The organism is Rhizobium sp. S152 (assembly GCF_030380735.1).
Lineage (GTDB): Bacteria > Pseudomonadota > Alphaproteobacteria > Rhizobiales > Rhizobiaceae > Rhizobium.
In genome coordinates, this window is the sequence record NZ_JAUDRZ010000002.1 from 100662 (window position 1) to 121140 (window position 20479).

Annotated in this window: 19 protein-coding genes; 11 read left to right on the forward strand and 8 right to left on the reverse strand. The window is 62.2% G+C overall.

Features of this window, described 5'->3' with window-relative positions:
- The first annotated feature begins 6 nt into the window (after positions 1-6).
- Entirely contained in the window at positions 7-996 is a 990-nt protein-coding gene (locus QTL95_RS01905) for a LacI family DNA-binding transcriptional regulator (protein ID WP_289718272.1), read from the forward strand.
- Positions 997-1105: 109 nt separating this feature from the next.
- On the opposite strand, the gene QTL95_RS28615 is transcribed toward QTL95_RS01905, so the two are convergent.
- A complete protein-coding gene (locus tag QTL95_RS28615; protein WP_442981249.1) occupies positions 1106-1588 on the reverse strand; it encodes a MarR family winged helix-turn-helix transcriptional regulator in 483 nt (160 codons plus the stop codon).
- 364 nt (positions 1589-1952) lie between these two features.
- Between QTL95_RS28615 and QTL95_RS01915 the strand changes: the two genes are divergently transcribed.
- Genes QTL95_RS01915 through QTL95_RS01925 form a run of 3 tightly spaced genes read left to right on the forward strand, consistent with a single transcriptional unit; the run spans position 1953 to position 5699 of the window.
- Complete coding sequence (locus tag QTL95_RS01915; protein WP_289718274.1) at positions 1953-2702, forward strand: gluconate 2-dehydrogenase subunit 3 family protein; 750 nt, start codon at positions 1953-1955, stop codon at positions 2700-2702.
- Positions 2703-2706: 4 nt separating this feature from the next.
- Positions 2707-4473: a GMC family oxidoreductase gene (locus QTL95_RS01920; protein WP_289718275.1), complete on the forward strand. Its 1767-nt coding sequence runs from the start codon at positions 2707-2709 to the stop codon at positions 4471-4473.
- Entirely contained in the window at positions 4470-5699 is a 1230-nt protein-coding gene (locus QTL95_RS01925) for a c-type cytochrome (protein ID WP_289718276.1), read from the forward strand. The genes QTL95_RS01920 and QTL95_RS01925 overlap by 4 nt, the downstream gene beginning before the upstream one ends.
- Before the next feature lie 319 nt (positions 5700-6018).
- Here the strand turns inward: QTL95_RS01925 and QTL95_RS01930 are convergent, their stop codons facing one another.
- From QTL95_RS01930 to QTL95_RS01960, 7 genes are all read right to left on the reverse strand, one after another.
- Positions 6019-6966 (reverse strand): NAD(P)-dependent oxidoreductase, encoded by a 948-nt coding sequence (locus tag QTL95_RS01930; RefSeq protein ID WP_289718277.1) that lies wholly within the window; start codon positions 6964-6966, stop codon positions 6019-6021.
- Between the two features lie 63 nt (positions 6967-7029).
- Positions 7030-7749, reverse strand: a complete 720-nt coding sequence (locus QTL95_RS01935) for a GntR family transcriptional regulator (RefSeq protein WP_442981242.1) — start codon at positions 7747-7749, stop codon at positions 7030-7032.
- 85 nt (positions 7750-7834) lie between these two features.
- Positions 7835-8656, reverse strand: coding sequence for an alpha/beta fold hydrolase (locus tag QTL95_RS01940; RefSeq protein ID WP_289718279.1), 822 nt, complete (start codon positions 8654-8656; stop codon positions 7835-7837).
- A 3-nt stretch (positions 8657-8659) separates the two neighbouring features.
- Entirely contained in the window at positions 8660-9505 is an 846-nt protein-coding gene (locus QTL95_RS01945) for a carbohydrate ABC transporter permease (protein WP_052213787.1), read from the reverse strand.
- A gap of 1 nt (position 9506) precedes the next feature.
- Positions 9507-10445 carry a carbohydrate ABC transporter permease gene (locus tag QTL95_RS01950; protein WP_051961529.1) on the reverse strand — a complete coding sequence of 313 codons (939 nt, stop codon included), beginning with the start codon at positions 10443-10445 and terminating at the stop codon, positions 9507-9509.
- 15 nt (positions 10446-10460) lie between these two features.
- On the reverse strand, positions 10461-11765 hold the full coding sequence (locus QTL95_RS01955; protein ID WP_289718280.1) for an ABC transporter substrate-binding protein: 1305 nt from the start codon (positions 11763-11765) through the stop codon (positions 10461-10463).
- Between the two features lie 46 nt (positions 11766-11811).
- Complete coding sequence (locus tag QTL95_RS01960) at positions 11812-12894, reverse strand: ABC transporter ATP-binding protein (protein ID WP_289718281.1); 1083 nt, start codon at positions 12892-12894, stop codon at positions 11812-11814.
- A 293-nt stretch (positions 12895-13187) separates the two neighbouring features.
- Here QTL95_RS01960 and QTL95_RS01965 point away from each other — a divergent pair, with 293 nt between their 5' ends.
- From QTL95_RS01965 to QTL95_RS01995, 7 genes are all read left to right on the forward strand, one after another.
- Positions 13188-13970: an SDR family oxidoreductase gene (locus tag QTL95_RS01965; protein ID WP_289718282.1), complete on the forward strand. Its 783-nt coding sequence runs from the start codon at positions 13188-13190 to the stop codon at positions 13968-13970.
- 2 nt (positions 13971-13972) lie between these two features.
- Positions 13973-15109: a pyridoxal phosphate-dependent aminotransferase gene (locus QTL95_RS01970; protein ID WP_289718283.1), complete on the forward strand. Its 1137-nt coding sequence runs from the start codon at positions 13973-13975 to the stop codon at positions 15107-15109.
- Positions 15110-15152: 43 nt separating this feature from the next.
- Positions 15153-16031: an alpha/beta fold hydrolase gene (locus QTL95_RS01975; RefSeq protein WP_289718284.1), complete on the forward strand. Its 879-nt coding sequence runs from the start codon at positions 15153-15155 to the stop codon at positions 16029-16031.
- Positions 16032-16036: 5 nt separating this feature from the next.
- Positions 16037-17290, forward strand: a complete 1254-nt coding sequence (locus QTL95_RS01980; RefSeq protein WP_289718285.1) for a hydantoinase/carbamoylase family amidase — start codon at positions 16037-16039, stop codon at positions 17288-17290.
- Positions 17290-18219, forward strand: a complete 930-nt coding sequence (locus QTL95_RS01985; protein WP_289718286.1) for a cupin domain-containing protein — start codon at positions 17290-17292, stop codon at positions 18217-18219. The genes QTL95_RS01980 and QTL95_RS01985 overlap by 1 nt, the downstream gene beginning before the upstream one ends.
- A complete protein-coding gene (locus tag QTL95_RS01990) occupies positions 18219-19157 on the forward strand; it encodes a nucleoside hydrolase (RefSeq protein WP_289718287.1) in 939 nt (312 codons plus the stop codon). Before QTL95_RS01985 ends, QTL95_RS01990 begins: the two co-directional genes overlap by 1 nt.
- Before the next feature lie 424 nt (positions 19158-19581).
- Entirely contained in the window at positions 19582-20457 is an 876-nt protein-coding gene (locus QTL95_RS01995) for an ABC transporter ATP-binding protein (RefSeq protein WP_442981250.1), read from the forward strand.
- Positions 20458-20479: the final 22 nt, after the last annotated feature.

The following is a 20479-nucleotide window of genomic DNA, read 5'->3' on the forward strand; positions in this document are numbered from 1 at the left end:
TGCAACATGAATAAGAAGCGGATCACGTCGAAGGAACTGGCCAAGCTCGCCGGCGTGTCGTCCGCCACTATCTCGCGCGCGTTCTCGCCGGACTCGCGCATCGGCAATGCGACGCGCGACCGGATATTGTCGGTTGCCCGCGAATATGGCTATCAACCCAACGCCATCGCGCGCTCGCTGAACAACCAGCGGTCCCGTCTCGTTGCCCTTGTCGTCAATGCCATCGGAAATCCCTGCGAGGCGGAGGAGCAGCAGCTGCTGGTGCACCGCCTGCAGGCCCGCCAACTGCTGCCGATCATCCTGTGCTGCGCCGATCACGCCGATCGTCTGCAACTGATGCGGCTCGCTTCGACTTATCAGGTCGATCATGTCGTCGTGTTTTCCGACATGGTGTCGATGCAGGATGCGGTGGACATCTTTCACACGACCAAGCCGATTATCGTCTCCTTCGAACCGTTGGCGAGCGACAGTGTTTCGAGCATCAGCATCGATGGCTCCGCCGCAGCGGACGAGATCATCGCCAAGATCGTCGGCGACGGGAAGACGCGTTTCGCCTACCTCTCCGGCACGCAATCGAGCTGGATCGACAAGCTGCGTCGCAAGTGGTTCGCGGATGCGCTCGCCAAGCGCGGACTGGCGTTCGAGGCGCAGGCCTTCGGGGACTACACCTATGATTCCGGCTTCAAGGAAGCCGTCATGCTGCTGCATCGCTCCAAGGTGGACGCCATCATCTGCGGCAACGACGTGATGGCGATCGGCGCGCGCGATGCCGCCCGCCGCATCCTCGGCAAGAATACGCCCGGCGATATCGCCATCGTCGGGCAGGACGGCATCGCCATGGCGGCATGGGATTGCAACGATCTCACGACGCTCAGCCTCGACCACGTCGCGTTCATCGATGCTGTCGTCGACCTGATCGAGCGGCACGATGCCGAGCTGGACGGGCCGCACAGCATCACCATGACGTGCTCGGTGCGCTGGGGATCGACGGCTTAGATCGGCGCACCGGCCCGCCGCGCGCACCAGTGACTATCAAACACGTTCGAGGGCGGTCCCTCCACCGTTCGGGCTGATATGCTCCGCGCCCCGAGCGACCAGCATTCGATCACGCTTGACTCGTCAGGGGTGCACGGCTGGTCGAATTGAGCGCGTCTGCGAACTCGGCAAGCAGAGTGGACAATTGCGCAAGCTTTTCGGCGCCAAAAGACGTTTCGATTCGGGTGCGTGTACGGTTGGCAGCCTTGGACACATCGCTGAGGGCGGACGCTCCAAGCGGCGTCAGCGTCAGCAGGCGGGCGCGCTTGTCACTAGGGCTCACCTTTCGGTGGATGAAGCCACGTCGCTCAAGACGATCGATGCATTTCGTGACCGAGGAGCGATCGAGCGCAATCATCTCTCCAAGGGTTCGCTGGTCTATCTCGGGCTCGAAGTGAACGAAGGCAAGCGCCGCAAATTGGACGGGCGTGAGATCCTCGGCTTTCGCTTCCTCGAGGAAAATGCCGGTAGCGATCTGATGGCACCGGCGGATCAAAAAGCCGGGCGCGGCCCAGACGTCGCAAACTTCAACCAAGGTAAAATCCTCCCCCACAGCATTGACGAATATCAAGTAGTGTCATAACTGATTATGAGGATGCGAACAATATTCTTGCGCATTCGGCCCGAAAGGGGGGCAAGATCATGCGGCTCTGTCCGAGATCAGGCGTCGAAGCCTATGGAAAGCACCTAGGGCGCTCGATCCGTACTGCAACCCGTTACCGATGTCCCAGGACCAGAATCAGGCTTCTGCTGAGGGGCCGCGCGACGGAACACTGTCCCACCCATTGCGCCAGCGTCCCGCGATCTACGGGATGCCCGCAGCTTCAGAGCCGGGCCCCTGTCCCAATGGCGCTATCCCGGCCCTTCGGCTCGCCGCGCGAGAACGGAATTCTTTTCAAAACAACGAGGTTCAACCTATGAACGCCAAACTCACCGGCTCCATCAGCCGAAGGCAGGTGCTGCGCTCCGGCGTCGCCGCCTTCTTCGTGCTGGCGGCGGGAAGCGCCGGCGCCACCATCATTCGCGGTGTCGCGCCCTTCAAGCCCTTCGACTACAATCCGCCGGAGACGCTCGGCCCTAGCGGCTGGTACTTCTTCACGGCGGAAGAGGCGACCACCGTCGAGGCGATCGTTTCGCGAATCATTCCCGCAGATGAGCTCAGCGTTTCCGGAAAGGATGCGGGTTGCGCGAATTTCATCGACCGTCAGCTCGCGGGCTCCTACGGCACGTTCGAGCGGCTTTACATGAAGGGACCGTTCATGGCGGGCACCCCGGAGCAGGGCGACCAGTCTGAACTTGTTCCGCGGCAGCGCTACAGGATCGGCATCGCGGCCATCAACGCACACTGTCGAAGCGCAAATGGAAAGGTCTTCGCCGAGCTCGGCGAGGCCGACCAGGACAAGGTTATCAAGGGCCTGGAGAGCGGCGAGATCAAACTCGACGGCATCGATTCAAAGATGTTCTTCGGCCAGATCCTATCCAACACCATGGAGGGTTTCTTCGGCGATCCGATCTACGGCGGCAATCGCGATATGGTCTCCTGGCGGATGATCGGCTTCCCCGGCGCCCGCTACGACTACCGCGAATATGTCGAACGCCACAATGAGAAGATCGACTTGCCGCCGCTCAGCATTGCCGGCCGGCCGGAATGGACAGCAAGGAATTAGAACCATGGCTCGCAAACTTCCTTCCACAGATGTCGTGGTCATCGGCCTCGGCTGGGCCGGCTCGATCATCGCGAACGAACTGACCGACCAGGGCCTTGACGTCGTTGCCCTGGAACGCGGCCCTTGGCGTGATACGGCCGCCGACTTCAACGTCGCCTCCGTGGCCGACGAGCTTCGCTACGCCCAGCGCCAGGAGCTGATGCTGCGCACCGCGCAGAACACCATTACGGCGCGAAACAATCCCTCGCAGACCGCGCTGCCGATGCGCAACTGGGGGTCCTTCCATCCTGGTAACGGCACCGGCGGCGCCGGCAACCACTGGGCGGGCATCACGTTTCGCTTCCAGCCCGACGAGTTCCGGCTGAAGAGCCACCTGACGGAGAAATATGGGGCGAACGCCATTCCGGAAGAACTGGTTCTGCAGGACTGGGGCACCGACTGGGAGGAGATGGAGCCGTTCTACGATGCCTTCGACAAGATTGCCGGCATTTCCGGAAAAGCCGGCAATCTGCGCGGCGAGATCAAGGAGGGCGGCAATCCGTTCGAGGGACCGCGCTCCAACGAATATCCGACCGGGCCGATGAAGCAGCCCTATGGCCCGACCCTGTTTGCCAAGGCGGCAAAGGAACTCGGCTATAATCCGTTCCCGGTCCCCTCGGCGTTGATCTCCGAGGCCTATACCAATCCGCTCGGCGTCACGATGGGCCCGTGCACCTTCTGCGGCTTCTGCACGAACTACGGCTGTGCCAACTATTCCAAGGCGAGCGCGATCACGACCATCCTTCCGGCCCTCGTGCGCAAGTCCAATTTCACTGCGCGCACCAACTCCGAGGTGCTGAAGATCACGCTGGATTCGACGGGCAAGAAGGCGACGGGCGTCATCTTCGTGGATTCGTCCGGCGAAGAGTGGGAACAGCCCGCCGATCTGGTCGTCGTGACGGCCTTTACGTTCGAGAACGTCCGGCTGATGCTGCTTTCAGGCGTCGGTACGCCCTACGATCCGAACACCAATGTCGGGACCACCGGCCGCAACTATGCCTACCAGACGGCGAACAGCGTCCAGATGTTCTTCGACGACAAGAACTTCAACCCCTTCATCGGCGGCGGCGCCGTAGGCATGGGGATCGACGAGTTCAACAACGACAACTTCGACCACTCCGGCTTGGGCTTCCTCGGTGGCGGCAGTATCCGCATCACGCCGATCGGCGCGGCGCCCATTGGCTACCGGCCGACGCCACCGGGAACACCGAAGTGGGGTTCGGAATGGAAGAAGGCGACTGTCGACAACTATCTTTCGACGGCGGGCGTGGGCTGCGAGGCTTCGAGCTACACAACGCGCAACAACTACCTGTCGCTCGACCCGACCTACACCGACAATCTCGGCCGACCGCTGCTGCGCATCACCTTCGACTTCCCCGAGAACGATCTCAGGATGGCGGCGTACTGTACGGACAAGGTTGGCGAGATCGCGCAGGCGATGGGCGCCAAGCAGATCGTGAAAAACCCGATGAAGGGGCATTGGAACACGGGGCCATATCAGTCGTCGCACGTCGTCGGCGGCTTCGTCATGGGGGCCGATCCCAAGACCAGTTCCGTCAACAAGTACCTGCAGACTTGGGACGTCCCGAACCTCTTTGTCGTCGGTGCATCCGCATTCCCGCAGAACCCCGGCTACAATCCGACCGGCACGGTGGGCGCGCTCGCCTTCAAGGCGGCGGACGCCATTCGCAACCAGTATCTGAAAAACCCTGGCCCCCTGGTGCAAGCATGAGAAAAGTTCTTCTGATTGCAGCGAGTGCTCTGACACTTGCCGCGCATTCCGCTGGGGCCCAGTCACCCCGTGAAGATTCCTTCGAGCAGATCCAGAAGGGCCGCTATCTTGCGACGCTAGGAGACTGTTCCGCATGCCATACAGCGCCTGGAGGCCAGCCGTTTGCCGGAGGCGTCACCCTGAAGACCCCCTTCGGTGATCTTGTCGGCGCCAACATCACCCCTGATCCGGAGACTGGAATCGGACGGATGACGCCGGAGCAATTCCAGAAGGTCATGTCCGAAGGCGAGGGACGGGGTGGCTACCACCTTTACGGTGCGATGCCGTTCACGGCCTATACCAAGGTCACAAAAGAGGACAACGCGGCGATCTTTGCCTATCTCCAGAGCCTGGAGCCGGTTCGCAACAAGGTCGAGACCAATCTGCTGCCCTTCCCGTTCAATATTCGTGCGAGCCTTTCCGTTTGGAACGCGATGAACTTCGAAAAGGGCGAATACCAGCCCGACACGTCGAAGTCGGAAGAATGGAACCGCGGCGCCTATATCGTCCAGGGTCTGGCGCACTGCGGCACCTGCCACACGCCGAAGAACATGCTCGGTGGCGACAAGAGCGGCGAATTCCTGAAGGGCGGCGTTCTCGACAACTGGTATGCGCCGGATATCACCGCGGATGCACACAAGGGTATCGGCTCGTGGTCGGAAGACGACATTATCGCCTACCTGAAGACTGGCGCGAACCGCTTCGACATCGCGTCCGGGCCAATGGCCGAGGAAGTCGAAAAGTCGAGCCGGCATTGGACCGATGCCGACCTGAAGGCAGTCGCAAACTACCTGAAGGACACCGATGCGACGTCGGCGGCGGCACCACAGCCCATCCCGGCGACGGATGGCCGGATGGTCGCGGGCGCGGCGATCTATGCGGATCGTTGCTCCGCATGCCACACGCCTGATGGCGCGGGCATACCGAAGCTTTTCCCGCAGCTTGCCAAGGCGCCGCTCGTCAATGGTGACGACGCGACGAACCTCATCCGCGTCGTGCTCGCCGGCAGCCAGTCTGGCAGCACGCATGCGGCTCCGACGGGACCGTCCATGCCATCTTTTGCCTGGAACCTGTCCGACAAGGATATCGCCAACGTCGTCACCTATGTTCGAAACGACTGGGGCAACGCTGCTCCGCCGGTCTCCGAGAGCGAGGTCGCCAAGCTGCGCGAGAGCCTGCAGGAATAGAGCCGACCTGGGTCGGCATGAATTGCCGGCCCCCGTCTGCGCGAAAGCTTGGACGGGCCAATGCGTCGCGCAAGGAGGGCCAGAAAGTCGTCATCAAACACGAGCGCGAAGTCTTCGATCAGAAGCTCCATTGGTGCAGCGGTATGATGAGGCGCGAGAAGCTTTCAGAAGCAAGCCGTAACTCCAATCTGGGCCGCCATGCCTGGGCGGAAGCTCCTTCCGGTCCGAACCCGGCTCTTTATTGCCAGGCTTCGCACAGGGCTTTCGGAACGATAATCTGTACGCTTCAGGCGTAAGTTCACGGTGGCGTCGATCCCGATCAATAGCCGCGCACGGGATCGACGAGCGCCTCGAGCTCTTCGCCTTTAAGATAGGCGTCGAGGTTTTTCATCAGGCGGTGCTGGAAGGCCTGATCCTGATCGCCTCCTGCCCAGGAGATATGCGGACTTATGAAGACATTGGGCAAGGCGTAGAGCGGGTGTCCGTCGGGCAACGGTTCCGGCGTCGTCACATCAAGCGTCGCGCCGCCGATATCTCCCGCAACGAGTGCCTCTACCAGTGCTTCCTGATCGACAAGGCCGCCGCGCGAAATGTTGATGAGATGCAATCCCGGTTTCGCCTTGTGGAGCAATTCGCGATCGATCATTCCTTCGGTCTCTGACGTCAGCGGTGCTGCGATGACGAGGTGGTCGGCAGCCGCGAAGACCTGATCGATCGTGGCTGAGACGATGCCGCTGTCGCCCTCCCAGGCCGTGCGCCGGTTGACCATGACGTTCATTTCGAATGCGAGGGCGCGGCGGGCGACGGCCTTGCCGAGGCTTCCAAACCCGATGAGACCGAGCGTCTTGCCGTAGAGGCGGCCGATGTCGTGCCGGCGCCAGTCAGCTTCGCTGCGGGCGCGCGTCTGTTCAAGCCGCTTCTCGGCGCGCAGTATCGCCGCGAAGACGAACTCGGCGATCGGTAGCGCGTTCAGTCCACGTCCGCAGGTCATGACTCGGTCCTGAAACAGGCTCGGCGGATAGATTTCGATGCCTGTCGTCTGCGATTGCACCCATTTCAGCCGTTCTGGAAACCGCCAGTCGCGCGGCGCCTGCTTCCAGCTGGCAGAGCCTCCGGTGACCAGGATATCGGCCTCAGGCGCGATCTTCCATGGCTCTGCCGGCGCGGAATCCTGAATCACGACCGGCCGGGACGGATGCTCTTCGAGAGTCTTGCCGAGTTCCGGGCCGAGTTGGTTGAGGATGACGAGGCGTTCCAAGGTAGGCATATGTTTCCTCCTCCGCGCGACGATTGCCGCACGGTCTCCTTGCGAGCGTGAAGCTCGACCTTGTTACTGAGCGCGGCTCATATGCGCCGGCAGCGACGATATGAAATCGGTCAACTGATCGCCCAGGAGCTGGACGTGATCGCTAGCCGCCTTGCGCGCCGCTTCCGGATCGCTGGCATCGATCGCGTCCATGATGCGGACGTGCTCGGTCAGCGTGCTCAGCATGCGGCCGGGCTGGTAGGTGGCGCGCATGCGGTAGGCGCCAATGCGGCGGCGAAGCTGGATCGCCTGATCGGCAATGAAATGCGTGTGGGCTGCTTCGTAGAGCTGGTCGTGGAATTTCTGGTTCACCTTGTAGAAGGCAACCGGATCGCCGGAATTGTAGGCTTCTACCAGTTCCTCGTGCACCTTGCGCATGCCGGCGCGTTCGGCGGGCGTCGCGCGGCGGGCGGCCAGGCGGGCGCAGAGGCCTTCAAGAGCTGACATCACGTCGAACATCTCGATCAGCGCCGGAATGGAGAGCAACGCGACATGCGTGCCCTGGCGGCCGCGTGTTTCGACAAGCCCGATCGCCAGCAGTGCCTTGATGGCTTCGCGCACCGGCGTCCGCGACAGGCCGAAGCGACGCGCGAGTTCCATCTCGTCCAGCCGCTCGCCGGGTTCGAGCCTGCCGTCGAGGATCATCTGCTCAAGCTGCTCGCGCAGTTCGCCGGCGCGGGTCGGAGCGCGCATCCCGTTCGCCGCCTCGGGCAAACGCGTGTCATCCTGATCCAATGCGGTCACTCCTCTCGCGGAACTGCGAATGGCCAATTTATATTTTGCTGGCGGCATTTATACTTTTCTTTTTGCGGTGCATTCAATGGGTGGATTATGGGTATACGAGCGTCGCAAGACAGGTTCGAAGCTTTTCCACAATCATCGCGGGAGCTTCGATCATCGGGAAGTGACCGGAGTCGTATTCGACGACATCGGTCCTGCTGAAGCAGTCCATCGGCTTGGGATCGGCCAGTCGCGCGACCCAGGTCGAATTGAGCATCACGGCGGGACAGGCTACCAGCGGCCAGCGCTCTTCCGCGTCCCAGGCGAAGAGGTCGTCCTTCACATCCAGCGCGAAGGAGGCAGGTGCCGAAGCGATCATGTCGTCGGTAATTGCCTGGCGCATCGCCTCGTCCGTCGAGGGATGCACGATGATATCGATCATCGCGCGCATGCGGCCCGCGTAGTCGGCGGCGAACTCCTGGTGGCGCCTGACGAGCTCGTCGTGCGGTACGCGGCCGTAATAGTCGCGGTCCGTCAACGTATCGAGACCGATCAGGGCCTTGACGCGATCAGGCGCGATGATCGCGACCTCAGTCACGATCGGGCCACCCATCGAGTGCCCGATCAGCGTCGCGCCTTCGATCCCGAGATGATCAAGCAGATGCGCGACGGCGGCGCCCATTGCCCGGATCGTCTGGCCTTCGGGCGGCGGCGGGAGCATGCCGCCAAAGCCCGGATGCGAGACCGCGAGCACCCGGCGGTCGCGTGCCAGCTCGGGCGCGATCGCGTTCCAATGCTCGGCATTGCCGCACCAGCCGTGGATCAGCACCAGCCAGTCGCCTTCGCTTCCGAAGACGCGATAGCCGATTTGTCCGCCCATCGGGGCGTCCAGTGTCGAAAGCGGAGCAAGGCTGCGGGCCGGTGCGTTCATGGCCTAGCCCTTGATCCCGCTGGTGGTCATGCCCTGCGTGAAATACTTCTGCAGCAGCAGGAAGAGCAGGATGAGCGGAACGGTCGCGACAGTCGCGCCGGCAAAGGTTTCGCCCCAGTTCGGCAGCTGTGTCGGCGAGCCCTGCTGGGCAATCGCCACCTGGATGACCTGGATTGCCGGATCCTGGATGATGACGAGCGGCCACAGGAAGCTGTTCCACGAAAACAGGAAGGTGATGAGGCCGAGCGTCAGCATCGGCACCTTCACGTTCGGCAGCACGATCGAAAAGAAGATGCGCACATGGCCGGCGCCATCGATGCGCGCGGCGTCCTCGAGCTCGACCGGCAGCTCCTCGAACGCCTGCTTCAGCAGGAACAGGCCGAAGGGGCTGGCGATCCAGGGGATCATGACGCCGAGCAGCGTGTTGGAGAGGCCGAGGCCTGAGACCACCTGATAAAGCGGCACCATCATCGCCTCGATCGGCAGCAGGAAGGTGAGCAGGATCAGCACGAAGACGATCTTGGCGCCGGGAAAGCGGATGCGCGTCAGCGAATAGGCGGCCATCGAGCAGAGCAGCAGCGTCAACGCCACTTGCCCGCCGGCAACGATGGCGGTGTTCATCAGTGCCGTCAGCACATTGGTGCGCTCGAACAGCGTGCGATAGTTCTCGAACGTTCCCTCGACCGGCAGGAAGGCGCGCCAGGAGAGCGGCGTGACGTCGTTGAACAGCGTCAGCTGGTTCTTGAAGGACGAGGAGACGATCCAGGCATAAGGCGCCAGGAAGCAGCACAGGATGACGACGATGACGAGGGCGACCATGGCGCCGCGCCTAAGATGTTGCTTCTTCATGTCAGTAATTCCAGCGAGAGCGCAGCAGGGCCATCTGCGCCATGGAGATGGCAAGCACCACGAGCAGCAGCGCCACTGAGAGTGCCGAGGCATAGCCGGCCTGCTGCATGATGAAGGCGCTGTTGTAGATGTGGTAGACGATCAGGTTGGTGCTGTCCTGCGGTCCGCCCTGGGTCATCAGGAAGGCTGGCGCGAAGGCCTGCAGCGAAAACACTGTCATGATCACCACGACGAAGAGCGTCGTGCGGGAGAGGAGCGGGATCGTCACATTCCAGAGAACCTGGCGGCGGGTGGCGCCGTCGATACGGGCAGCCTCCGTCAGTTCCACCGGCAGGCCCTGCAGACCGGCCAGGAAGAGAATGGCGCCGAAACCCACCTGCTGCCAGAGCGTCATGGCGATCAGGGCCGGAAGCGCCTGGCTCGTCGATGTGAGGAAGGGCTGGTTGCCGATGCCGACGATGTTCAAAACGCCGTTGATCAGGCCGTTCGATGGGTCGAGCAAGAAGGACCACATGGTGGCGACAACCACGGATGAGGTCACGACCGGCAGCATGATCATGGTTCGGACAAGACCGCGCGCCGGCAGCTTCGAATTGAGAAACAATGCCAGCGAGAAGGCGACCGGGATGACGAAGACGACGACGCCCAGCGCGAAAAGGAAGGTGACGCCGAAGGAGACCGCGGCATCGTCATAATCGATCATGTCGGTGAAGTTGCGCAACCCGACGAACTTGGCGGCGGCCGGGTTGAGCAGGGAGTAATCATAAACGCTGTTACGGGCCATGACGAGCAAGGGCACGTACTGGAAGACCAGCAACAGGATCATGAACGGCGCAAGGAAGCCGGCCGCAAACAGCCAATCGCGCTTCTGCCGCTTCGTAGCGGGCTTTCGCGTTTTTGGTTTGGCCGAAGCCGTGGATAGGGTATTTGAGACCGACATTCTTGCGTCCAATGCTTAGCGATCGAGTACTCGCTGTACTTTCTTCTCGGCGTCCGCCATCAGGTCGGCCGGATCGCCGCCGAAGGCCACGGCACGCAGAGCATCGGTAACGAGCTTGTCGTACTGGGCGAACTTCGGACCCGGAGGACGCGGCTGGCCCCATTCCTGCAACTGATCGACGAAAACCTTCATCGGATAGGCGTTGTAGGTCTCGAAGCGCGGGAACAGGCTCTTCAGCGTCGGCAGATTGCCGCGCTGGCTGACGTTCATGTAGGCATATTCACCCGTGGACATGTCGACCACGAACTTGGCCGCGATATCGGGATGCTTGGAACGCGCCGTCGCGCCGATCGTGGTCGAGCCGGTGTGGACGATAGGGGTCTTGAAGTACGGGATCGGGGTGATGCCCCACTCGATCTTCGGATCCTTGATCAACGCGCTGCCGGCGGCCGGCGTATCGATGTAGAAGCAGGCCTTGCCGTCGAAGAAGGCGTTCGGAATGCCAACCTTGGGTGCGACACCTTCGGAGTTGAACAGCGACTGGTAGAACTTCAGCGCTTCAATCGCTTCCGGCGTGTTCAGGTATCCCTCGACCGACTTGCCGTCCTTGGAGAGCGCCCAGAAGGTCTTGTAGGCGGAGCTTTCCGGATCGGCCTTTGGGTCGCCGGCGGAGCGCTGGTAGATCAGGTCCTGGTAAACGAGGCCGGGCTGGCCGTTGCCGAAGCGGGTCGGGCCGAGACCCCAGACGCTCGGTGCGCCGGCCGGGCCCTGCTGGCAGGCCTTGAAAGCAGCCAGTGCTTCCGGCCATGTCCAGGCCTTGTCGAGCGTCTGCGGCGGCTTGATGCCGGCTTTCTCGACGAGTGTCTTGTTGTAGTACATGGCGACCGTGGTCTGCTCGATGCCGGGCGAATAGACCTCGCCTTCGTAGCTGTGCTCGGCCTTGGTCGCGGGAAGGATGTCCTCGTCCCAGCCCTTCGGCAGGTACTTGGTGATGGGCAGCAGGATTCCGGAGGCTGCGTAGGACTGGGTGTTCGGACCGTCGTAAACCAGCACGTCAGGCGGGTTGGAGCTTGCGGCCTGCACTGAGATGGTGTCGGCTAGCTGAGCGAAGGGAACTTCGTTGATCTCGAACTTGACGCAGGGATTTTCCTTCTGCCAGGCTTCCATCGGAGCCGGATAGGGGTAGTTCCCCGGCGTGCGCAGAATGCGCAGCGTCACGGCCTCGCCGGTACAGGAGGCGCTGTCCTGGGCAAATGCGCCGGTGCCGCCGAGCGCGGTGGCGCCAAGCAGGCCGGCGAGAAAAAGTATGCGAGCATTCATCAGCTGTTCTCCTTGGTTTTATGTCGTCGTGCAGGCGGTGGTCGCGTCAGATGGCGCGGCCGGTATCCGGGTCGAAGAGGGACATGCGATCGCGGGCGATACGGAGCGACTGCGTCTGCCCCTCCGCCGCGGCGAGCTCCGGCGGCAGCATGGCCGAACAGGAGGCGCCTTCCAGCGTGAAATGAACGAGCGTCGTCGGCCCCAGCAGTTCTGCCATGTCGACAGGCACCGAGATTTCGGTTGCGCCGTCGGCCAGGAAATGCTCCGGGCGCAGGCCGATTTCGACACGGCGACCGGCGAAGGCCTTCAATGCTTCGATCTTGTCGGCAGGCGCATTGAGCGTGGCGCCCGCGAACTTCAACGTCGGTGTTTCGCCGTCCATAACGACTTCGGCGGGCAGGAAATTCATGGTCGGGCTGCCGATGAAGCCAGCGACGAAGCGGGTCGCCGGACGCTCGTAAAGCTCCTGCGGTGTTCCCTGCTGCTCGATCAGGCCCTTGTTCAGCACCACCACGCGGTCCGCCAGCGTCATCGCCTCGACCTGATCGTGGGTGACGTAAACGGTGGTCGCCTTCAGCCGCTTGTGCAGGCGGCGGATTTCCGCGCGCATCTGCCCGCGCAGCTTCGCATCGAGGTTGGAAAGCGGCTCGTCGAACAGGAAGACGGCGGGATCGCGTACCATTGCGCGGCCCATGGCGACGCGCTGGCGCTGGCCGCCCGAGAGCTGCTTGGGCCGGCGCTCCAGCAGAGCTGAGATATCCAGGACCTTGGCTGCCTCCTCGACGCGGCGGCGAATCTCTGCCTTGTCCATGCCCGACAGCTTCAAGCCGAAGCTCATGTTCTGCGCGACTGTCATATGCGGATAGAGTGCGTAGTTCTGGAAGACCATGGCGATATTGCGATCACGGGGCTCCAGCTCGTCGACACGCCGGTCACCGATCCAGATTTCGCCATCCGTCAGCTCCTCTAGGCCTGCCAGCATCCGCAGCGTCGTCGACTTGCCGCAGCCCGACGGGCCGACAAGCACCACGAACTCACCGCTGCGAATGTCCAGGTTGAGGTTCTCGATCGTGTTCGCCGAGGCATTCTCGTAAGTTTTCCCCACATTCTTGAGGGACACATCTGCCATGAGGATATTCCAGCCGTCTGTTTGGTGTCATTCATGCCCGAAGGCCTAATGTGACATTGATGCCATTTCGGTATTCGTGCAATAGATATTCGTATACATTAAAAGCGTTTCCGCAAATAAATACGAAATTGCCGCGAAATTGAGCTGTTTGCCTTCTCGGTTTGCAGTTAGTGCGAATAAATTCCCCAAGTCGTAGGTAGAGAAGAAAATTTTTCGATATTTTGTCCGAGCGCCTATGGACACGGCGACAAATCAGCGTATTCAAGAAAGCGAAATATGTATTCATATAGGAGATGCAGGTGGAACTTAATCTTGCTGGAAAGACGGCGCTGATCACTGGAGCCTCGCAGGGCATCGGTCATGCCATCGCGAAGGTGCTGGCTGCTGAAGGTTGTCACCTTCACCTTGCCGCTCGTAACGGCGCGGCTATGGAAGAGCTGAAGGCTGAACTGGCGCAGTATCCGGTCAATGTTACCGTGCACGAGGCCGATCTCGGCACGACCGAGGCCATGGTCGCGCTCGACAAGGCTTGCGGTGACTACGATATCCTGATGAACAACGCCGGCGATATCCCGGCTGGTTCGATCGAGGACGTCACCGACGAATCGATCCGTCGCGGCTTCGATCTGAAGGTATTCGGCTACATCACGCTGGCACGCGAATTCTGGAAGCGCCGCAAGGGCAAGGGTGGCGTCATCATCAACGTCATCGGCAATTCCGGCGAAAACTGGGATGCCGCCTATTTCGCCGGTTCCACCGGCAATGCCGCGCTGATGAGCTTCACCAAGGCGCTCGGCGGACGCAGCATGGATGAAGGCATCCGCGTCGTCGGCGTCAACCCGGGCCCGGTCGATACCCCGCGCATGTTCAAGATCATGAAGCGCAAGGCCATCGACATGCTCGGCGACGAGAGCCGCTGGGAAGAACTCTACGACAAATATCCGGGCAAGCGTCCGGCAACCGCCGAGGAAGTCGCTGATCTCTGCGTCTTCCTGGCATCGCCCAAGGCCGGCTACATCAGCGGCACGGTCGTCACGATCGATGGCGGTATCGCAGCGCGCGGTTCGGTGATCTGATCATGGCCGACGCACGCACCCGCAACCGCTATTTCGACGATCTGTTCTCCACGCCCGACTTGGCGTGGATGGGTCAGAACACCAACCACGTGCCCGCCCATCCGGCGGTTGCGGAAGCCATGATCCGCTCGGTTGAAGCCGGCGAGTTCAATGCCTATGCCCCGCCGATGGGCTTCGAAGCGCTGCGCAGCGCGATCGTCGCCGACCTCGGCGTCGCCGGAACCTCGGCCGAAGCGCTCGTCACCGAAGGCGGCGTCAATGCGCTCGCTATGATCTGCAAGGCGCGCGCAAAGCCGGGCACGACGCTCGTCACCACCGACCCGACCTGGAAGTGGCCCTGCATGTTCGCCGAGCAGGCGGGCGCCGAAGTGGTCCAGATCCCGATCTACGATGCCTCGGTCAACTACAAGCTCACGCCGGACGCTTTGCGCGCCAACGTCGATGAGCGTTGCGCCATCATCTATATCGTCGATCCGAACAATCCGCTCGGCATCCGCTACGACCGTGAAGAGATCGAGGCCTTTGCCGAGATCGCCCGCTCGGTCGGCGCGCTCCTGATCCACGATTGCACCTATCGCGATTTCGCCGACGGCCATACGCCGGTGCTGCAGGTCGCGCCCGAGGGCACGGTCGTTTCGCTGTCGTTCTCCAAGTGGCTCGGCCTCGCCGGCATGCGCATCGGCGCTCTCGTCGCCGAGCCGAAGCTGGTCGATGAGTTCTCGGCCGCCTCCACCTCGGTGCTCGGCGCATCGGTCGTGGCCCAGCGCGCGGCGATGGCCGGCCTGTCGGTCAAGCCGGAATGGATGAAGGACGTGCGCCGCATCGACAGCGCCAACAAGGCGATGATCATCGAGGCCGCCAAGGCGACCGGTCTCTCGGTTCCGATCCCGGTCTCCCACGGCAACTTCCTGGTTCTCGAGACCGCCTCCACCGGCGTATCTCCCGAGGCCATCGTCGAGGCCGCCCGCCGCGAGGGCGTGATGATCCGCCAGGGTCGCTACCACACGGCCGCTTTCGGCGATCGCTTCATCAAGGTCTCGACGTCGGTGCCATCGGCCTGGGCCGAGCGTTTCTGCGAAGGCCTGCCGCGCTATATCGAAACCGCGCGCACGCTCAACGACGTACCGGCCCTTTTCTAGGGCCGGAATACCCATCGACGACACGAGGCAAAGAGGCTTTCACATGTACGCGACCGCCAAGGATGGAACGAAGCTTTACTACGAGACGGCAGGAGAGAGCGGAACGCCGATCCTGTTCATCCACGAGTTCGGCGGCAACTACGATGCCTGGGAACCGCAGATGAGCTTCTTTGCCCGTCGTCACCGCTGCATCACCTATGCGGCGCGCGGCTATGCGCCGTCCGATATCCCCGCGGATATGGAGATGTATTCGCAGGCCAACGCCGCCGATGATGCGGTAGCCGTGCTCGACGCGCTCGGCATCGAGAAGGCGCATATCGTCGGCCTGTCGATGGGCGGCTTCGCCACCCTGCATTTCGGCCTTCGCACGCCGGAGCGCGCGCTGTCGCTGACGGTTGCCGGCGCCGGTTACGGCACGGAGCGGGAAACGGCCGACTATTTCCGCAATACCTCGCTGAAGGTCGCCGACAATTTCGAGAAGGATCCGGTTGGGTTCTCCAAGATCTATTCGCTCGGCGCCAGCCGGGTGCAGTTCCAGAACAAGGATCCGCGCGGCTGGGCGGCCTTTGCCGAGCGCCTGTCGCATCACTCGGCTATCGGCGCCGCCAACACCATGCGCGGTGTCCAGTGCCGCCGCCCCTCCTTCTGGGATCTCGAAGAGCAGCTCAAGACGATGATGGTGCCGACGCTGGTCATGACCGGCGACGAGGACGATCACTGCCTGCAGCCTTCGATCTACCTCAAGAAAATGCTGCCGGCCGCAGGTCTCGCCATCTTCCCGAAGACCGGCCATACGCTGAACCTCGAAGAGCCGATGCTGTTCAATTCCCTTGTGTCCGATTTCATCGCCCAGGTGGAGCAGGGCGCCTGGAAAGTCCGCGATCCCCGCGCCGATCCCGGCCAGGTGATGCGGACGGAGTAAAAGACATGGCGCGGCCCGCAACCTCTCCCGACCGGCTCTGGACCCGCCTGATGGCGCTCGGCGAGGATGGCGCGCTGCCCGGCGGCGGCGTCAACCGGCAGGCACTGTCAGGCGAGGAAATCCTGGCCTGGCGGCGGATCATCGCCTGGGGCGCCGAGGCTGGCCTCGAAGCATCCACCGATCCGGCTGGCAATCTGTTTCTCACCCTCAAAGGCGTGCTTCCCCACCTGGCGCCTGTCGTCGCCGGCAGTCACATCGACAGCCAGCCGACAGGCGGTCTTTTTGATGGGGCTTTCGGCGTGCTCGCGGCACTGGAGGCCGTGACCGCGATATCGGAAGCGGGCCTGACGCCGGAGCGCTCGATCACGGTCGTCGGCTGGATGAACGAAGAGGGAAGCCGCTTCGCTCCAGGCATGATGGGCTCCGAACTCTTCGCCGGTCTGCGCACAGGCGAAGAGGTGACGGCGGTGCGTGACGCCGATGGTGTCAGCGTCGGCGATGCCCTTGGCGAGTTGCATGCCGCGTTTCCTGAGCTGCCACGTCGCGCACTCGGATTTCCCATTCACGCCTATATCGAGCCGCATATCGAGCAGGCCGATGTATTGGAAACGGAGGGCGCCGTCATCGGCGTCGTCTCCGGCATCCAGGGCAAGAAGACCTACGACATCACGATATCAGGCCGCGAGGCGCATGCCGGTACCGAGCCGATGGCCCGCCGACAGGATGCGGTGCAGGCCTTCGCGCGCATGGCGACGCGGATGCATGACGCGATGGCCGGCGAGGAACTGATCAAGTTCACCATCGGCCGTGTCGTCGTCGAGCCCAATGCGCCGTCGGTCGTCCCGGCCAAGGTGACCTTCCGCATTGACCTGCGCCATCCCGACAATAGCGTGCTGGAAGCGTGCGGCGCCCGGCTGGAAGAGATCGCGCGCGCTGAAGCCGGCGCCTGCGAGGTCGAGATCCGCCGCCTCGTCGACGCGCCCTCGAACGGTTTCGACGAGGGGCTCAAGCAGGCGATCCGCAACTCGGCGGACCGGCATGGTCTGTCGCGCCTGGACGTCCTGTCCGCAGCCGGACACGATGCGCGGCAGATGGCGCGGCTGACGCGGTCCGCCATGATCTTCATTCCCTGCCGGGGCGGCATCAGCCACCATCCGGACGAGTGGTCCGAACCGGATCATGTCGCCGCCGGCGCGACCGTTCTTCTCGACCTGCTTCTCGAAGAAGCGGGTGTTTCGTTCAACCAAGGAGATGCATGATGAGCACAGCCAACGACATGGCCGAAATGCCGGTCCAACTGCCGCGCGAGCCCGCCAACGCGGCCGAGGCGCGCAGCCGCTATTTCAATTCCGGCAATGCCTTCAACATAAAGCTTCCGGCCGTGCCGGGACACATCTTCATGGACGAGCCGGCGCAGGCGATGAAGATGGAGAAAACCGGCTTCATCAACTGCGACCAGTCGGACAAGATGGAATGCGGCTTTGCCGCAACGACGCCGCTGATGCTGGCGCGCTATGCTGTGGTCAAGGCCGGTGAAACGCTGGATACGACGCTCGTGAACACGGCGTCGATCTGGTACGTCATCAAGGGCAGCTCCAGCCTCGTCGTCGGTGACGAGAAGGCGACGCTCGGCAAGGGCGATGTCTTCCTTCTGCCGGGTGGCATCACGTCGGCGATCGCCGCCAAGGACGATTGCGTCTTCTGGGCTGTCGGCAACGACCCGCAGCTGAAATTCGACACCTCCGCTCCGGTCACCGGCAAGGAAGCCGCGGTGCAGTTCGTGCACTATCCGGCCGATGAAATCACCCATCAGCTCGACGTGGTCTATAGCTCGAACGCCAATGCCTCGACATCGGGTCACGCGCTAATCTTCTCGGCCGAAAAAACCGAAGCCGCCCGCAACATCACGCCGACCATGACGCTGTCGCTGAACACGCTGAAGCCCAAGAGCGCGCAGCCGCCGCACAAGCACAATTCGGCCGCCATCACGCTGGTCGTCGCCGGGGATCCTGCTTACTCCATGGTTGCCGAGCAGAAATGCGACTGGTCGCCCTGGGCAACGCTGGTGACGCCCGCCGCCGCCAAGCACAGCCACCACAATGACGGCAACACGCGCGCCGAATTTCTGATCGTGCAGGATGGCGGGCTCTACTATCATGCCCGCACCATGGGATTCGAGTTCTACTGATGCGGCTGATTATCGATACCGATACCGCAGGGGATGATACCTATTCCCTGCTGCTGGCCATGAAGACGCCGGGGTCGACGCTGGAGGCGGTGACCGTCTGCGTCGGCAACGTGCCCTTCGACCAGCAGGTGGAAAACGCGCTGGCGACCATCGAGGCCGCCGGTTTCTCCGGCAAGGTTCCGGTTTACTGCGGCGCGCGGCGGCCGATGGTCAAGCCATGGGAAGCCTCCACCATGCACGGCAATGACGGGATGAGCGGCGCCAACCTGCCGATCGCCCGCCAGCGGCCCGAGACGATGCATGCCGTCGATGCGATCATCGAGAAGGTGATGGCCGAGCCCGGCGAGATCGACATCCTCGCCCAGGCGCCGCTGACCAACATCGCGCTGGCGGTGATGAAGGAGCCGCGCATCGCCAAGGCGGTTCGTCATCTCTGGATCATGGGGGGCACCGACAATTCGGTCGGCAACATTACTCCCTGCGCCGAGTACAACTTCTTCATCGATCCCGAAGCGGCTAAGATCGTCTTCGAGGCCGGCTTCAACATCACGCTTTCGACCTGGACGCTCACCATGCGCTCCAGCCTGTTCGAAGCGGACCAGCTCGATGAAATCTTCGCGATGAAGACGCCGCTTTCGGAGTTCTACCGCAAGGTTTCGGCCACTCCCCGCCAGACCGCGGAGGCGCGCTATGGCCGGCCGATCAGCACGCATCCGGATTCGCTCACCTGCGCCATGGCGCTCAATCCCGATCTGATCGAGCGCGCGCGCGACGCGGTTGTGCGGATCGAGACCGCGGGTGAAATCACCCGGGGATTCTCGGCCGTTCATCCACCGGTTCTCGGCAATCGCTGGCCGGAGTTCAAGGTGAACGCCCGCGTTGTCGAGACGGCATCGAACAACGGCTTCTTCGAGATGATGAAGCGGGCGTTGTCCTAGGACAGTCTCCATATCGATTTTCAAAGACCGGGAACGGCGCCGTTTCCGGTCTTTTTTCTGCGTATGCCCATCCTCGGAAGCGGCTGGTTGTCGAAATTTCGAACATTGATGCCTGATGGCTAAAAAATACCCACGGCGTGCACAACAAATAGCGCATTGAAAACACGAACATCGATTTTACGTATACATATATTGTTGTTTTTGTATAATATTTGCATCGGATAGGCGTTCGAAGGTCCGACGCTTGTTGACCGCGGGAGCATATCTCTGTTTTTTGGCCGAAAAAAATGGCGTTCTGCATCTGGCATACAGCTTGCTTGTATTTCTTTGACCAAGATTTGCATACGTGACAGGACTCGTGCTCATGACTGACAGGACGATAACGCCAACCGACCTCTTTCCTCGCGGCCCGGCCTCCGGCGCCATGGGATTGATCGAGTTGCTGAGGCCGCGAAAGACGCAGGCCGCTTTCTCCACTCCTGCCTTGCTCGAAGCCGCCGATGCGGTGGATGACGGGAAGCCGCTCATCGAGTTGCGAAACGTCTCGAAGACCTTCGGCGCGACGAAGGCGCTGAGCGATCTCGAAGTGTCCATTCGTCCTGGCGAACTGGTGACCGTGGTCGGCCCCTCGGGTTGCGGCAAGAGCACGCTCTTCAACATCCTCGCCGGTCTGGAAGAGCCTGACGCGGGCAATATCCTGCGCCTGAAGGGCGTCAGCTCCACGGCGTCCGATCTGCTCGGCAAGGTATCCTTCATGCCGCAGCGCGATCTGCTGCTGCCCTGGCGCAATGTCATCGACAACGCCATCATCGCCCTTGAAATCGAGGGCATGCCGCGTGCAGAGGCGCGCAAGCTGGCGATGGAGATGCTTCCCGAATTCGGTCTCGCCGGTTTCGAGAAGCAGTATCCGAACCAGCTGTCGGGCGGCATGCGTCAGCGCGTGGCGCTGATGCGGACCTTCCTGTTCAAGCGCGATCTGATGCTGCTCGACGAGCCGTTCGGTGCGCTCGATGCGCTGACACGCACGATGATGCAGCGCTGGCTGCTCGATGTCTGGCAGAAGCACAAGCGCACGGTGCTGTTCATTACCCACGACGTCGACGAGGCGATCTTCCTCGGCGACCGCGTGCTGGTCATGACGGCGCGGCCGGGCAAGGTGAAGCTGGAACAGGTTGTCGACCTGCCGCGTCCGCGCAAGGCCGACATCGTCACGTCTCCCGAATTCATCGCGCTGAAAAAGACACTTCTTGAGGCAATCGAGGAGGAAAGCATGAAGTCCTTCCAGGTCGCCGGACACTGATTTCACCGCACACTGATTGAAG

Excerpts from the sequence above, each read along its gene's own strand:
- QTL95_RS01920 (WP_289718275.1), top strand. The coding sequence starts at position 2,707 with ATGGCTCGCAAACTTCCTTCCACAGATGTCGTGGTCATCGGCCTCGGC.
- QTL95_RS01985 (WP_289718286.1), top strand. The coding sequence starts at position 17,290 with ATGAGCACAGCCAACGACATGGCCGAAATGCCGGTCCAACTGCCGCGC.
- QTL95_RS01995 (WP_442981250.1), top strand. The coding sequence starts at position 19,582 with ATGGGATTGATCGAGTTGCTGAGGCCGCGAAAGACGCAGGCCGCTTTC.
- QTL95_RS01970 (WP_289718283.1), top strand. The coding sequence starts at position 13,973 with ATGGCCGACGCACGCACCCGCAACCGCTATTTCGACGATCTGTTCTCC.
- QTL95_RS01980 (WP_289718285.1), top strand. The coding sequence starts at position 16,037 with ATGGCGCGGCCCGCAACCTCTCCCGACCGGCTCTGGACCCGCCTGATG.
- QTL95_RS01930 (WP_289718277.1), bottom strand. The coding sequence starts at position 6,966 with ATGCCTACCTTGGAACGCCTCGTCATCCTCAACCAACTCGGCCCGGAA.
- QTL95_RS01950 (WP_051961529.1), bottom strand. The coding sequence starts at position 10,445 with ATGTCGGTCTCAAATACCCTATCCACGGCTTCGGCCAAACCAAAAACG.
- QTL95_RS01915 (WP_289718274.1), top strand. The coding sequence starts at position 1,953 with ATGAACGCCAAACTCACCGGCTCCATCAGCCGAAGGCAGGTGCTGCGC.
- QTL95_RS01940 (WP_289718279.1), bottom strand. The coding sequence starts at position 8,656 with ATGAACGCACCGGCCCGCAGCCTTGCTCCGCTTTCGACACTGGACGCC.
- QTL95_RS01965 (WP_289718282.1), top strand. The coding sequence starts at position 13,188 with ATGCAGGTGGAACTTAATCTTGCTGGAAAGACGGCGCTGATCACTGGA.
- QTL95_RS01990 (WP_289718287.1), top strand. The coding sequence starts at position 18,219 with ATGCGGCTGATTATCGATACCGATACCGCAGGGGATGATACCTATTCC.
- QTL95_RS01955 (WP_289718280.1), bottom strand. The coding sequence starts at position 11,765 with ATGAATGCTCGCATACTTTTTCTCGCCGGCCTGCTTGGCGCCACCGCG.
- QTL95_RS01960 (WP_289718281.1), bottom strand. The coding sequence starts at position 12,894 with ATGGCAGATGTGTCCCTCAAGAATGTGGGGAAAACTTACGAGAATGCC.
- QTL95_RS01905 (WP_289718272.1), top strand. The coding sequence starts at position 7 with ATGAATAAGAAGCGGATCACGTCGAAGGAACTGGCCAAGCTCGCCGGC.
- QTL95_RS01975 (WP_289718284.1), top strand. The coding sequence starts at position 15,153 with ATGTACGCGACCGCCAAGGATGGAACGAAGCTTTACTACGAGACGGCA.
- QTL95_RS01925 (WP_289718276.1), top strand. The coding sequence starts at position 4,470 with ATGAGAAAAGTTCTTCTGATTGCAGCGAGTGCTCTGACACTTGCCGCG.
- QTL95_RS01945 (WP_052213787.1), bottom strand. The coding sequence starts at position 9,505 with ATGAAGAAGCAACATCTTAGGCGCGGCGCCATGGTCGCCCTCGTCATC.